Annotated in this window: 11 protein-coding genes; 4 read left to right on the top strand and 7 right to left on the bottom strand. The window is 55.7% G+C overall.

Going from position 1 to position 14,207, the window contains the following annotated elements:
* Window positions 1-2: 2 nt before the first annotated feature.
* The 3 genes from TCARDRAFT_RS11315 to TCARDRAFT_RS11305 are packed head-to-tail and all read left to right on the top strand — an operon-like array spanning window position 3 to window position 2,863.
* Window positions 3-785 carry a 2-oxoacid:ferredoxin oxidoreductase subunit beta gene (locus TCARDRAFT_RS11315; protein ID WP_007290129.1) on the top strand — a complete coding sequence of 261 codons (783 nt, stop codon included), beginning with the start codon at window positions 3-5 and terminating at the stop codon, window positions 783-785.
* Between the two features lies 1 nt (window position 786).
* A complete protein-coding gene (locus TCARDRAFT_RS11310) occupies window positions 787-1,317 on the top strand; it encodes a 2-oxoacid:acceptor oxidoreductase family protein (protein WP_007290128.1) in 531 nt (176 codons plus the stop codon).
* 52 nt (window positions 1,318-1,369) lie between these two features.
* Window positions 1,370-2,863, top strand: coding sequence for a DASS family sodium-coupled anion symporter (locus TCARDRAFT_RS11305; protein WP_007290127.1), 1,494 nt, complete (start codon window positions 1,370-1,372; stop codon window positions 2,861-2,863).
* 62 nt (window positions 2,864-2,925) lie between these two features.
* Here TCARDRAFT_RS11305 and TCARDRAFT_RS11300 read toward each other — a convergent pair whose 3' ends face one another.
* The 3 genes from TCARDRAFT_RS11300 to TCARDRAFT_RS11290 form a co-directional block, all read right to left on the bottom strand.
* A complete protein-coding gene (locus TCARDRAFT_RS11300; RefSeq protein WP_040683364.1) occupies window positions 2,926-3,654 on the bottom strand; it encodes a LytR/AlgR family response regulator transcription factor in 729 nt (242 codons plus the stop codon).
* Window positions 3,644-5,338 (bottom strand): LytS/YhcK type 5TM receptor domain-containing protein, encoded by a 1,695-nt coding sequence (locus TCARDRAFT_RS11295; protein ID WP_040683363.1) that lies wholly within the window; start codon window positions 5,336-5,338, stop codon window positions 3,644-3,646. Before TCARDRAFT_RS11295 ends, TCARDRAFT_RS11300 begins: the two co-directional genes overlap by 11 nt.
* A gap of 145 nt (window positions 5,339-5,483) precedes the next feature.
* Complete coding sequence (locus TCARDRAFT_RS11290) at window positions 5,484-9,254, bottom strand: phosphoribosylformylglycinamidine synthase (RefSeq protein ID WP_007290124.1); 3,771 nt, start codon at window positions 9,252-9,254, stop codon at window positions 5,484-5,486.
* Between the two features lie 110 nt (window positions 9,255-9,364).
* Between TCARDRAFT_RS11290 and TCARDRAFT_RS11285 the strand changes: the two genes are divergently transcribed.
* Window positions 9,365-10,243 (top strand): LysR family transcriptional regulator, encoded by an 879-nt coding sequence (locus TCARDRAFT_RS11285; RefSeq protein ID WP_007290123.1) that lies wholly within the window; start codon window positions 9,365-9,367, stop codon window positions 10,241-10,243.
* A gap of 62 nt (window positions 10,244-10,305) precedes the next feature.
* Here the strand turns inward: TCARDRAFT_RS11285 and TCARDRAFT_RS11280 are convergent, their stop codons facing one another.
* The 4 genes from TCARDRAFT_RS11280 to purH form a co-directional block, all read right to left on the bottom strand.
* The gene (locus tag TCARDRAFT_RS11280) at window positions 10,306-10,743 is read right to left on the bottom strand and encodes a GNAT family N-acetyltransferase (protein ID WP_007290122.1); all 438 of its coding nucleotides are present in this window, start codon (window positions 10,741-10,743) and stop codon (window positions 10,306-10,308) included.
* Window positions 10,744-10,768: 25 nt separating this feature from the next.
* Complete coding sequence (locus tag TCARDRAFT_RS11275) at window positions 10,769-11,281, bottom strand: DUF456 domain-containing protein (protein ID WP_007290121.1); 513 nt, start codon at window positions 11,279-11,281, stop codon at window positions 10,769-10,771.
* Between the two features lie 94 nt (window positions 11,282-11,375).
* On the bottom strand, window positions 11,376-12,653 hold the full coding sequence (gene purD / locus TCARDRAFT_RS11270) for a phosphoribosylamine--glycine ligase (protein ID WP_007290120.1): 1,278 nt from the start codon (window positions 12,651-12,653) through the stop codon (window positions 11,376-11,378).
* A 12-nt stretch (window positions 12,654-12,665) separates the two neighbouring features.
* A complete protein-coding gene (gene purH / locus TCARDRAFT_RS11265; RefSeq protein ID WP_007290119.1) occupies window positions 12,666-14,207 on the bottom strand; it encodes a bifunctional phosphoribosylaminoimidazolecarboxamide formyltransferase/IMP cyclohydrolase in 1,542 nt (513 codons plus the stop codon).

The following is a 14,207-nucleotide window of genomic DNA, read 5'->3' as shown; positions in this document are numbered from 1 at the left end:
GTCTGCCTCATATCTGGTGCCCGGGCTGCGGCAACGGCATTGTTACCGGCGCCATCGTCAAGGCTATCGACAAATTGGGGCTGGACCAAAATAAAACCGTCATTGTTTCCGGTATCGGCTGCTCGTCCCGTGCTTCGGGCTACCTTAACTTCGATACCGTTCACTCCGCTCACGGCCGTGCCCTGCCGGTCGCTACCGGGATCAAGCTGGCTGAGCCGGACCTTAATGTCATTGTCGTTACCGGCGACGGCGACGGCACCGCAATCGGCGGCAACCACTTCATCCATGCGGCCCGCCGCAATATCAACCTGACAGTGATCCTTTACAACAACAACATTTATGGTATGACCGGCGGCCAATATTCGCCGCTTACGCCGACCAATAACAAGGCGACAACGGCGCCTTACGGAACGGTCGAACGCACCTTTGATATCGCGGAACTGGCCAAGGCGGCCGGCGCCACCTTTGTCGCCCGCGGTACGGCCTATCACACCCAAATGCTTGTCGACCTCATCGCCCAAGCCATCAGCCATGACGGCTTCGCCCTGGTCGAAGCAATTACCCAGTGCCCCATTTCCTATGGCCGGCAAAACAAGATGGGCGATGCGCCTAAGATGCTCGCATGGCAGCGCGACCACGCCGTTACCGTCGAAGCGGCGAAAAAGCTCGCCCCCGAACAGCTTGCCGATAAATTCCTTATCGGCGTCCTGCACAAGAGCGAAGCGCCGGAATACACCAAGCAATATGATTTAATCCTCGCCAAAGCGCAGAAAGGAGCCCGGTAATATGGTTGAAATGCGGCTTTCAGGCTCTGGCGGACAGGGTCTTATTCTCGCCGGTATCATTCTCGCCGAAGCGGCACTACTGGACGGTAAACTGGCCATCCAGTCCCAGTCCTACGGTCCCGAGGCCCGCGGCGGCGCCAGCAAATCCGAGGTCATCATCGCCGACCGGCCCATCCATTACCCCAAAGTCACCAAGCCTAATCTGGTGCTGGCCATGACGCAGGAAGCCACCAACAAATACTGCGCCGACCTGCCGGCAGATGGCATCCTGATGGTAGACACTACCTTCGTCAAAGAAATCCCTGAACACGTTAAAAACGTCTACCGGCTGCCCATCACCGAAACGTCCAACGCTGAACTGGGCAAAAGCCTCTTTGCTAACATTATTGCCCTCGGCGCCATCGTGGCGGCCACCAATGTCGTTAGTGTCGAGTCAATTACCCAGGCGGTTCTTAACCGCGTTCCCCCCGGCACTGAAGAAGTCAACAAACGCGCCCTTGAACTGGGAATGAGCTTGCTGCGCAAGGAGTAATCCTCCTGGCGCGGCAAGTATCATAAATTAAAAAAAGGAGGAATTTAAAAACATGCAAAAGGTGACTGCCACCCAGCCACCGCAAGAATCGTTCGCCAAACGCTACGGCCTAATCATCGGACTTATTGCACTACTTGCCATCATTCTTCTGCCTACCCCTGCCGATCTGCCGGTGGCAGGGCAGCGGATGCTCGGCATCCTGGTCTTTTCCGTAATTGTCTGGATGACCGACGCCATTTCCTACCCCGTGAGCGCCGCCGTCATCATGACCCTCATGGCCTTTCTGCTTGGTATTTCCCCGGAGGTAGCCAATCCCAAAAAATTAATTGGTACTAGTCAAGCCTTAACCATGGCCTTAGGCGGGTTTAGCAATACCGCTTTGGCGCTGGTCGGCGGCGCTCTCTTCCTGTCGGCTGCCATGACGCAAACCGGCCTTGACAAGCGGATTGCGCTTTTCGTCTTGTCGAAAGTCGGCGCCAAGACCAACCGCGTGCTTGCCGGCGTAATCTTTGTCGGTTTTATCCTCAGCTTTTTCGTGCCCAGCACCACGGCCCGCGTAGCATGTCTGGTGCCAATTGTCATGGGCATGATTAAAGCCTTTGGCGTTAACCAAAAAAGCGCTTTTGCCGGCGTTATGATGATTGCCACCGCCCAGGCCGACAGCCTCTGGAACGTGGGCATCAAAACCGCCGCGGCCCAAAACTTAATCGCCCTGGGCTTCATCGAAAAACAACTAGGAGTATACATCACCTGGCTGGACTGGTTTATTGCCGCCGCGCCTTTTTCCGCCATCATGTCCGTCGTTCTCTATTATGTTCTGCTTAAACTAATGCCGCCCGAAATGGATGAAATCCCTGGCGGCAAAGAAGCAGTAGCCAAAGAGTTGGCGGCGCTTGGTCCCATGAAAACCGACGAGAAGAAACTGCTGGCTCTCTCGCTCATCCTCCTCTTTTTCTGGTCAACTGAAAAAATCGTTCATCCGTTCGATACTTCGACCACTACTATTGCTGCTATCACGCTCATGCTGCTGCCCGGCATCGGCGTCATGACCTGGAAAGATGCCCAGGCTAAAATTCCCTGGGGTACCTTAATCCTGTTCGGCGTCGGCATCAGCTTAGGTTCCGCCATCTTGTCGACTAAAGCGGCAGCTTGGCTGGCAAAGATTATTGTGAGCGCCTTTGGCCTGCAGACTATGTCCGGTCTTGTTATCCTTGCCGTTTTAGCCGCCTTCCTGATCATCATTCACCTCGGCTTTGCCAGCGCCACCGCCCTAGCTGCCGCTATGATTCCCATCATTATTTCCATCCTCCAAGGTGTCAAAACGCCTGGCATTAATATCGTCGGTATGACGATGATTCTCCAGTATGTTGTCAGCTTCGGCTTTATCTTACCGGTAAATGCGCCGCAGAACATGATCGCTTATGGTACGGAAACGTTCGAAGTGCGGGACTTCATCCGCACCGGTATTCCCCTGACCATTATCGCCTACGCGCTGATTGTCCTGCTGGGCGCTACCTACTGGAAGTGGATCGGGATCGTCAACTAAATTTTGTAATATTTATTAATTTAATAACAAGACCGGGAGAGCCACTGCTGCTCCCGGTCTTGTTATTTTAGCCCCAAAATATTTTTTAAAACTTTAGTCCTGGCCCGACTTACCGGCACTTCTTCCTGCCGGCAGTCATCCATCCGCAAAAGATAAGAACCGTGAAACCAGGGGATTATTTCCCGGACCATATCAAGATTGACAATATATTGCCGATGAACCCGTAAAAAATTGCTTCCATCCAAAATATTTTCAATTTCCTGCAAAGTCAGGGTCGCCATATACTCGCTTGTTTTAGTGCGGACAAACACATCCTTATCTTTCACATAGGCCAGCACAATCTCGTTTTTATCCAGGGGAATTATCTTACCGCCAGTAGTAACGCAAATTTTGCTAACCGCCGGTCTACCCGCTTGGTAGGTGCGTTCGATGAGACAGCGGACTTTACTCATCAGCCGAGCAAGCTTATCTTCCATAATGGGCTTGGTGATATAACCTACCGCGGGAGTATCAAACGCCTCAAGCGCATGTTCCTGAAAAGCCGTGATAAAAACGACTAAGGGAGTAGCGCGCAGCACGCTCAGACGCCTGGCCAACTCAAGACCCGACATGCCTGGCATTTTTATGTCGGCAAATACCAGGTCGCAGCCTTGTTCGCTAATATACTCCAAGGCCTCGAGCGGATTGGTAAATTTGGCGGCTACGTCAATGTCGATATGTTGCTTTAGAAGGTACTCAATCTCATCACAGATAGGCTGCTCGTCATCAATAATTACCGTCTTAACCCGCATGCGCCAGATCTCTCCCCTCATACGGAATAACGATCCGGACCGTTGTCCCTTGTCCAAGCGTGCTCTCGATGGCAAGACCATACTCTTTCCCGTAAATACCCGTTAACCGTTTATAAACATTGCGGATACCGATGCCTTGTCCCTGTCCGGCCAAGATAGTGCGAAGTTTTTCGACCGGTATGCCGACACCATTGTCCCTTACCTCAATGACCATTGCTCCATCCCGCAGACCAGCCGCAATAGTCAGTACACAATGGCTCAGCTTGGGAAACAGGCCGTGCTGTACGGCGTTCTCCACCAGCGGCTGTAGCGTTAGTAGCGGGATGGGTGCCTCAAGCAAGATCGGGTCGATTTCGGTTTTGACGGTCAGGCGGGAACCAAACCGTGCCTTTACAATTTCCAAATAGGCCGCTATTCCTTCCATTTCTTCTTTCAAGGTGACAAAATCCTGTCGATCGGCAAAACTGTGCCGCAACATTGTCGCCAGGTGGCCGAGGAGACTGCGAGCCGTATCAGGGTTTGTCCGGCAGAAGGACATGATAATGTTAATGGTATTAAACAAAAAGTGCGGATTAATTTGGGCCTGGAGCGCCTTTAGTTCGGCCTTTTCCCGCATCTTCCGCTGGCAATCAATTTCCGCCAGTTCAATTTGCACGGATAAGAGGTGGGCGATACCCTCGGCCATGCGAATGTCAACCTCGGTAATGCCGTTCGGCACTGTCCGGTTGAGTTTGACCGTACCGATAACGGCGCCATTGACCACCAGCGGGGCAACGACGCTCGATTGCAGAGGACACCCTGCCACCGGACAGCCCTGCTCCTGGGCAGTGTGCACGATATGCAGCATCCCGCTGATAAGGGTCTGTTTGGTTGACTGGGTCATAATCGGCTCGCCTGGTTTGTGGTGGTCAGCCCCTTTGCCAACAAAGGCCAGCACCTGCTCCCGGTTGCTGATGGAAACGGCATCCATACCGGTGAATGCAAAAATAATTTCCGCCGTTTTTTGCGCCGACTCCATGGTCAGGCCGTGCCGTAAAAAGGGCAACGTCCGGCTGGCGATTTCCAGTGACAGCTGGGCCGCTTTCGCCCCATGCAGTTCTTGCTCGGTTTTGATGTCCTTCAAAATCAGCATGAAAACTACCGTCCCCAACATGGTCACTACCGTGGTCGGCACCGCAATAGCCTTTTCCAACGCCCACGCCGCTTCAAACGGTTTGGCCAAAAGCAGCACCATTCCCTTTTGCAGTCCTTCGGCGGCCAAGGCAAGCAAGGCAGCTTTTTTCCAGTTAATGCCGTGCAGGCCGTATTTCTGCCGCGCCATACCGGCCATCAGCCCGCCCAGCAATGTGGCGGCGCCGCAGATTTCCGCCGTAAACCCGCCAATCAGATAACGGTGCAGGCCGCTGATGAAGCCAATGCCAAGCCCCACCCACGGTCCGCCCATGATGCCACCCATAAGCGTACCGACCAAGCGGGTGTTAGCCAGCGCGCCTTCCACCGGAACCCCGGTGTAAGTACCCAGGATGGACAGAACGGAAAAAATAACGGTCAAAGTCAGCCAGCTACGTGGCGTCGTCGGCCGTTCGGCACAGCTGGCGATATAGCGATTGCGGCCGATAAAATTAGCGGCCATGGCCAGCAGCGCCATATCACCCATCAGTTCCAAAACAAGTTCAAATTTCATCAAAAAACCACCATGATTATGCAAGTTTCTCCTTACTATTGTAACGCTGGCGCCGCACCAGTGACAAGGTGAACAGCACATAAAATATATGCCAATAAAATGAGCCGCCGCACCAAATAAATGCGCGACGGCTAAATTAACGCCATTAGAGGAAATATTGGACGCCGGCGGCAAAAATTCCCTGGTCTTTATCACCCGGCACATTGATGGCCACATGGCGGCCGACCCGCTCGGAATGACCCATTTTGCCAAGCACCCGCCCGTCAGGGCTGGTAATGCCCTCAACCGCTTCCAGCGATCCATTGGGGTTATAGCGGATATCGCTGCTGGGATTGCCGTCTAAATCGACATACTGGGTGGCAATCTGCCCGTTGGCGATGAGTTCGTCCAGCACCGCCGGCGGCGCAACAAACCGGCCTTCACCGTGCGAGACGGCTACGGTGTGAATGTCTCCCAGCTTAGCGTTGTTAAACCACGGCGACAACGTGGATACCACTTTGGTGCGTACCATGCAGGAGACATGGCGGCCGATCGCATTAAAGGTAAGGGTTGGACTGTCGGGCGTAATGTCGCGGATTTCGCCATAGGGCACCAGCCCTAGTTTAATCAGTGCCTGAAACCCGTTGCAAATGCCCAGCATTAGGCCGTCGCGCCGCTTAAGAAGATCGTGGACCGCGTCTTTGACCTTGGGATTGCGCAGCAGCGTAGCAATGAACTTGCCGGAACCGTCCGGCTCGTCACCGGCGCTAAAGCCGCCGGGCAACATGACAATTTGCGCCTGACTGATGCGGCGAGCCAATTCGGCAATAGACTCCTCGATCTGGGCCGGCGTTAAATTGCGGACAACCATCATATCAACCAAGCCGCCGGCCTTAGTAAATGCCCGGGCCGAATCATACTCGCAGTTGGTCCCGGGAAACACGGGGATGAAAACGCGCGGTTTGGCAAGGCGGACGCTGCCTTTTCTGCTCCGCCGCTCGCAGACAATCACCCTGGGCTTGGGCGGCTCGGGCGCCTTGGTGGGGAAGACCGTTTCCAGCGGCTGCTCCCAGGCGGTATAGGCCTCGTCCAGGGAAATTTCCGTTTGACCCAGGCGGATGACCGGAGCGGCGGCGGTATGGCCGAGGACAACATAATCTACGTCCGCCAGCATGCTTAGATCAGCCTTGCCGTCCAGCTCGAGAACAAAGGAGCCATAGTCGGCGCTAAACCATGCTTCCGGCGCCAGCTGGGCCGCGGCAACAAAACCAATGCGGTTGCCGAAGGCCATTTTGCTCAGCGCCGCCGCTAAACCGCCGTAGCGCACCGTGCTGGCCGCCCGGACAAGGCCAGCGTGGACAAGCTCCGTCACCTTGGCAAAATTACGGCGCAAAACTTCGAAACGGGGCAATTCTTGCTCATCACGTGGCGCCGGAATAAATACGACCAAGTTACCCGCTTCTTTAAATTCAGGCGACACAATGCGACCGGCGTCAGTCACGTTGACGGCAAAAGCCACGAGCGTGGGCGGCACATTAAGGTCCATAAAAGTGCCGGACATGCTGTCTTTGCCGCCAATCGCCGGGATGCCCAGCTCTTTTTCGGCATAGAAAGCGCCGAGCAGGGCGCTGAACGGCTTGCCCCATTTGCGCGGATCCTTGCCCAGCTTCTCAAAATATTCTTGGAGAGTCAGCCGTATCGTCCGGTAGTCGCCACCCATGGCCACACTTTTGGCCACCGCCTCCACGACAGCATAAACGGCGCCGTGAAAAGGACTCCAGGTAGCAAGCTGCGGCTGAAAACCAAAAGTCATCAACGTAGCTGTTGTCGTCTCGCCGTCAAGGACGGGAAGCTTGGCCGCCATGCCTTCGGCCGGTGTCGCCTGGTACTTACCGCCGAACGGCATCAGCACCGTACCGGCGCCAATGGTACTATCAAAGCGCTCGACCAATCCCTTTTGACTGCAGATGTTGAGGTCCTGAAGATTTGCCAACCAGGCTGCCCTAAGATCGGGCAGCGCGGGTCGGACGCCGTCCGGCAATTTTTCAAACCAGTTTGCTTCGGCCGGCGGAGCGGCGACAACGACGCTTGCCCGCTGCTTCACCCCGTTGGTATTGAGAAAGTCGCGGCTGAGGTCAACAATCGCCCGGCCGCGCCAGAACATGCGCATGCGCCGCTCTGCCGTTACTTCGGCTACGACCGTGGCCTCAAGGTTTTCGGCCGCGGCATAGCGAATGAAATTATCAGCCTGGTCGCCGGCCACAACGACGGCCATCCGCTCCTGCGATTCGGAAATAGCCAGTTCAGTGCCGTCCAGACCTTCATATTTTTTGGGGATGGCGTCGAGATTGATCCGCACGCCGTCGGTAAGTTCGCCAATGGCAACCGAAACGCCGCCAGCCCCGAAGTCGTTGCATTTTTTTATCAGCCGGCTGACGGCGGGATTGCGGAACAAGCGCTGAAGCTTCCGCTCGGTTGGCGGATTGCCTTTTTGTACCTCGGCACCGCACGTCGCCAAAGATTCCAAGTTATGCTCCTTGGAAGAGCCGGTAGCGCCGCCGCAGCCGTCCCGCCCTGTTCGCCCCCCGACCAGCAGCACGACATCGCCGGGCTGGGGCCGCTGCCGTACAACATTGCGCCGCGGGGCGGCGGCAATGACCGCGCCAATTTCCATCCGCTTGGCGATATACCCCTCGTCATAAAGTTCCGCCACCTGGCCAGTGGCCAGCCCTACCTGGTTGCCATAGGAGCTGTACCCTGCCGCCGCGCCGATGGTAATTTTCCGCTGTGGCAGTTTGCCGGGCAGCGTGCTTTCAATTTTTGCACGCGGGTCGCCGCTGCCGGTAACGCGCATAGCCTGATAGACATAAGTCCGCCCGGAAAGCGGATCGCGGATCGCACCGCCCAGGCAGGTTGCCGCGCCGCCAAAAGGTTCAATTTCCGTCGGATGGTTATGGGTTTCATTTTTAAACATGACCAACCATTCTTCCGTCCGGCCGTCTACCTCGGCGTTAACAACAATACTGCAGGCGTTGATTTCATCAGACTCATCAAGATCAGCCAGCAAGCCACGCTTTTTCATTTCCTTCATCCCGATTGTGGCAATGTCCATGAGGGACATATCCTTTGCCGCCTCGCCGAAGACATAGGCCCGCGTCTGGCAATAAGCCGCAAAGGCGTCAGCAACCGGCCGGCTGTAGCGCCCCTCTTCAATCACCACGTCTTCGATTTTGGTCAGAAAGGTGGTGTGCCGGCAATGGTCAGACCAATAAGTGTCGATAACCCGAATTTCCGTTATGGTAGGATCGCGCCGTTCTTCATCCCGGAAATAGACCTGGCAGAACGACAGATCTTCCAAACTCATCGCCAGCCCGAGTTTGGCGTGAAGCGCCGCCAGTTCCGCAGCAGCCATAGTAGTAAACCCGGTCAGAACCGTTACGTCAGCTGGCGGCGGCGCACTCATCTCCAAACAGTCCGGTTTGGTCAGCGCCGCCTCGCGGCACTCGATGGGATTGATGCAGTAGTGCTTGATGCGGTCAAAATCATCGTCCGATAAATCACCCTGCAGAATAATAACTTTGGCCGCAAGCACCGTCGGCCGCTCCCGCTGGGTTAGAATTTGCAGGCATTGCGCCGCCGAATCAGCCCGCTGGTCATATTGGCCGGGCAGATATTCTATAGCAAAGACGCGGTCACCCGCTGCCAGCGGCAGTTCTTCATCATAGACTTCGTCCACCGTCGGTTCCGCAAAAATCGTGGTGCGTGCCTGAACATATTCAGCCTCGCTTACCCCGGCCATGTCATAGCGGTTGACCACCCGCACGCCCGTCAGGCCGGTAATTCCTAAATTCACTTTAAGGTCGGTGTATAAATTTTGCGCCTCAACCGCAAAATCCGCCTTCTTCTCTACATAAATTCTGCGCACAGGTTGTGTCAATTGTGCCGCCCCCTTTAATACAAAAAAACAATTTACATATAGATTATAACACGCTATTATTAATTATAATAATTAATATAAATAATATCATTTATAAAGGATGTTAATTAATGAACATCAATTTTGAACTCTACAAAGTCTTTTATTATGTAGCCAAGCATCTCAGCTTTTCCGAGGCAGCCAGCGATCTGTACATTTCTCAATCGGCCGTCAGCCAGGCCGTAAAACAGTTGGAAACCAGCCTGGGGTGCCGCCTATTCGTCCGCACGACCAAGCAAGTATCTCTCACGCAGGAGGGCGAGCGGTTATTTTCCCATATTGAACAAGCCTTTCACATTATTAAAACCGGGGAGCGCGCCGTCCGCCAAATCCGCTCCCTGCAGGAAGGCGAAATTAAAATCGGCGCCAGCGATACTATCTGTAAATATTATCTCCTGCCGTACCTGCGGCAATTTATTCAGCGCTACCCTAATATTAAGCTGAAAATCATAAACCGCACATCTCCCGTCTGCTTGGAATTATTAAAAAAAGGCGCCGTCGATCTGGCTGCCGTCAATCTGCCCGCCTGTCTGCCGGAGAATTTTACCGTCCACCGCCGTACCGCCATCCGGGATGTGTTTATTGCCGGTCCGGCGTTTGAGCGGTTGCGCGGCCAAACGTTATCCCTCACCGACCTGGCCTGCTACCCGCTTCTCATGCTGGAAAAAAACACGGTAACGCGGCATTTTTTTGACGAATTGCTCGCGACCGGCGGCGTGACCATCACCCCCGAAGTAGAGTTGGGAAGTGTTGATCTGTTGATTGAGTTGACCAAAATTGGTTTGGGACTTTCGTTTGTGGCTGAAGAATACGTCGCAACCGAGGTGGAGCGGGGCGAAATTTTTATCCTGGATGTGGCAGCCCCCATCCCTTACCGCTACCGGGGAATAGTATCCAACCGCCACATCCCGCTGCCGCTGGCAGCCCAAAAATTCATTGAGATGTTATGAGCGTCTGCTCCGCGAACGTGAAATAGCCCCCAATAAAGGGGGCTATTTCACGTGTAAGCAGCTTACTCCAGGGAAAATCCGATGTGCGTCTGCCGCCAGCCAAGGCGTCGGTAAAACTCGTGTGCCTCGGTCCGCACCAGGTTGCTGGAGAGAACGATTTTGTAACAGTTGGCCGCTTTGGCCAGGCGGGTGGCCTCGGCCATAAGCGCCGTACCAATGCCTTGCCCGCGATGAGCCGCCGCCACGACCACATTGGTCACTGCCGCCCAAGGCTGCCCCCCGTGGCCAAGGTTGGGAATAATGACACAAGTCAAGGTACCCACCACCTCGCCGTCTTGTTCTGCGACCAGGATATGCTGCCGCTTGTCCTGCCACGCCTCTCGCCAGGCTTCATCGTTGTCCTCGCTGTTTTCATACGCTTTCGCTAATTCGCCATACAAGGCGAAGATGGCCGGAAGATCGCCTTCCGTTGCCGGTCGGATAACCAGTCTGTCCGTCATTTTGCCTCTCCTCCCTCGCCCCTAATTACCAGGGTAAATTTATGATGGCTAGAATGACCATGACCACCCCTGCCGCCAACTTAAAGAGGGTGCCGGCAAGCTGTCCCAGCATAACCTGCCGAGCGACCCGCCCGGCCTGCGCGGCGTCGTTTGTCCGGACATACTCAGCCAGGTAGCTGGCCCCGTAAGCGCCCGCCATGCCGCCGAAAAGCGTTCCTACGACCGGCAGCAGGGCAGTTCCGGCAATCCCGCCGGCAAAAGCGCCTGCTATGGCTGCTGCCGTCGCTGCTCTTGATGCTTTCGCTTTTCTGGCGCCAATCGCGCCGGCGGTGAACTCGGCCACTTCACCGGCCAGGACCAAACCAAACAGCACGAGCAGTAGTTTGGCGTGGAAATGCTGAAAGCCTTCCCAATACCCATAAATCAGCGCCAGCCCCATGACCAACCAATTGCCGGGCAGACCGACGAGCGTCAGCCCCAAACCGGCCAGCAGCAGGACGGCGAAACCCAGGTTGGCAAGTACCGCGCTCCAATCCATTACTATTCACCTGCCGTAATCCTTTTTCATAGTTTTCGCCCATGGCGGCGGTTTTACCTGCAAATTTCAGGCCAAATCGAAAAGCCAGGGTAAATTAGTCCCTGGCTTTTGTTAGTGCCCGCTGGGCAATATCCCGGCGGTAATGGATATTGGCAAAATTAATATTATTTATCGCCCGGTACGCTTTGTCCACGGCGGTAGCAATAGTTTCGGCGCAGGCCGTTACCCCGAGTACCCGCCCACCGCTGGTTACCAGTTTGCCATCGCTAATGGCGGTACCGGCGTGAAAGATTAGCGCGCCTGCTGCTTCGGCGGCAGCAAGACCGCTGATAACATCGCCTTTACGGTATGGCCCCGGATAGCCGCCGGCGGCAGCGACGACACAAACTGCCGCCCCGTCCGCCCAGGCGATGTCGATTTCGTGCAGCCGTCCGTCAACACAGGCTTCCATTATCATAACCAGGTCGCTCGCCAGCAAAGGCAGCACAGCCTGTGTTTCCGGGTCGCCGAAACGGGCGTTAAACTCCACTACTTTCGGTCCGTCGGCGGTAATCATCAGCCCGGCGTAGAGGCAGCCCTGATACAGACAGCCTTCCTGCCGCAGTGCGTCCACTACCGGTTGCAAAATTTCCCGCACTACCCGTTCACGCACCGCCGCCGTCACCACCGGCGCCGGGGCGTAGGCGCCCATGCCGCCCGTATTCGGACCATGATCGCCGTCACAGGCGCGCTTGTGGTCTTGGGCAGCCACCATGGGAACGACGGTATAGCCGTCAGTGAAGGCCAGCACCGAAGCTTCCTCACCTTCCATATATTCTTCGATAACCACCCGGTTACCGGCAGCGCCGAACGCCCGGTCGCGCATAATGGTCTGCACGGCATCAAGGGCCTCTGCCACCGTTTGGGCCACTACCACTCCCTTGCCGGCTGCCAGACCGTCGGCCTTAACGACAACCGGCGCTCCCCAGCGCCGGATACAATCCATGGCGGCGGCTATGTCCTCAAAAACGGCGAACTTCGCCGTCGGAATGTTATATTTCTGCATTAGGGCTTTGGCAAAGGCTTTTGATCCTTCGATGCGGGCCGCCGCCTGCTTAGGGCCAAACACTTTAAGTCCATAGGCGGCAAATTCATCGGCCAGGCCCTGCATTAGCGGCAGTTCGGGCCCGACCACCGTCAGGTCGATTTGCCGCTCAAGCGCAAACTGGCGCAGAGCGGCGATATCGCTGGCATCGATGGACACACATTCGGCAAGTGCGGCGATGCCCGGATTACCCGGCGCACAGTAGATTTGCGTAACGCGCGGACTGGCCGCCAGCTTCCAGACCAAAGCATGCTCCCGGCCGCCGCTGCCGATTACTAATATACGCACTAGCGCCACCCCCTAGTGTTTAAAATGGCGCACACCGGTAAACACCAGCGCAATGCCGTGCTCATTAGCCGCTTGGATGGTTTCGTCGTCCCGTACCGAGCCACCAGGTTGAATGATAGCGCGGATGCCGGCCCGAGCAGCTGCGTCCACCGTATCACGGAAAGGGAAAAAGGCGTCAGAAGCCAGTACCGCCCCTTGGGCTTTTCCTCCGGCCTGGGCCAGCGCAATTTGGGCCGCGCCCACCCGATTCATCTGACCGGCGCCAACACCAAGGGTCTGCCCGCCCTTGGCGACGACAATGGCGTTCGATTTTACATGTTTTACCACTTTCCAGGCAAAGAGCAAATCCTCCCATTCAGCGGCACTCGGCGCCTGCTGGGAAACTACCTTCATATCAGCCTGGTCGGCATCCGCCCGGTCGGTCTCTTGCACCAGAATACCGCCTGACACCTTTTTGATGTCCCATTCGGTAGCGGTAGTGCCGGCTGGTGCAGCCAAAAGCAAGCGGAGGTTTTTCTTCTGGCGCAAGCGATCAAGGGCCTCATCACTGTAGCCCGGCGCAACAACCGCCTCGGTAAAGACGGCGCTAATCTGCTCGGCTGTCGCCTTATCTACCGGACGGTTAAGCCCGACGATGCCGCCGAACGCCGATACCGGGTCAGCGGCGTAAGCTTTGGCATAAGCTTCGGCAAGGCTAGCGGCGATGGCGGTGCCGCACGGATTGGTATGCTTAATAATAACCGCTGCCGGCTGAGCGAATTCGTTGACTAAAGCGTAAGCAGCCTCTAGGTCAACGATATTATTAAAGGAAAGTTCTTTGCCATGGAGCTGCCGGGCCGTGGCTATGCCGCCACCGGCAAAATATTTGGTCCGATAAAAGGCGGCCTGCTGATGCGGGTTTTCCCCATACCGCAGATCCTGTACTTTTTCAAACACCAAGTGCAATTTTGCGGGAAATGACCCCGCGCCAAGCTGCCCGTCAAGATAGGCGGCAATACAGGCGTCATATTCGGCGGTGTGGTAATACGCTTCCCGAGCCAAGGCCATACGGTATTCAACCGTGAGATCGCCATCCACCGCCAGGCGCTCGCTGATTTCCCCGTAGCGGTCAGGGTTGACCACAACGGCCACATGGCGGAAGTTTTTCGCGGCCGCTCGTACCATAGCCGGCCCACCGATATCAATATTTTCTACCGCTTCGGCCAGGGTAACGCCGGGCTTGGCCACCGTCTGGCGAAACGGATACAGATTGACGACGACCATGTCAATGGCCGGGATATTGTACGCCGTCAACGCTGCCACATGCTCAGGATTGTCCCGCACGGCCAAGATACCGCCGTGGATACGGGGATGCAGTGTCTTCACCCGACCGTCCATCATCTCAGGAAAGCCGGTAACGTCACCAACATAAACCGCTGGCAGGCCGGCATCGCGTAAAACTTGCAAAGTGCCGCCGGTAGAAATGAGTTCAACCCCTAACCGGCAAAGTTTTTGGGCAAATTCAACCAGGCCCCGTTTATCGGAAACACTGATGAGTGCGCGTTTTATCTTCAT

Source organism: Thermosinus carboxydivorans Nor1 (assembly GCF_000169155.1).
In the GTDB taxonomy this organism is placed as follows: Bacteria; Bacillota; Negativicutes; order Sporomusales; family Thermosinaceae; genus Thermosinus; species Thermosinus carboxydivorans.
The sequence above is the reverse complement of the archived record's forward strand: the minus strand, read 5'-3'. Positions and strand labels throughout refer to the sequence as shown.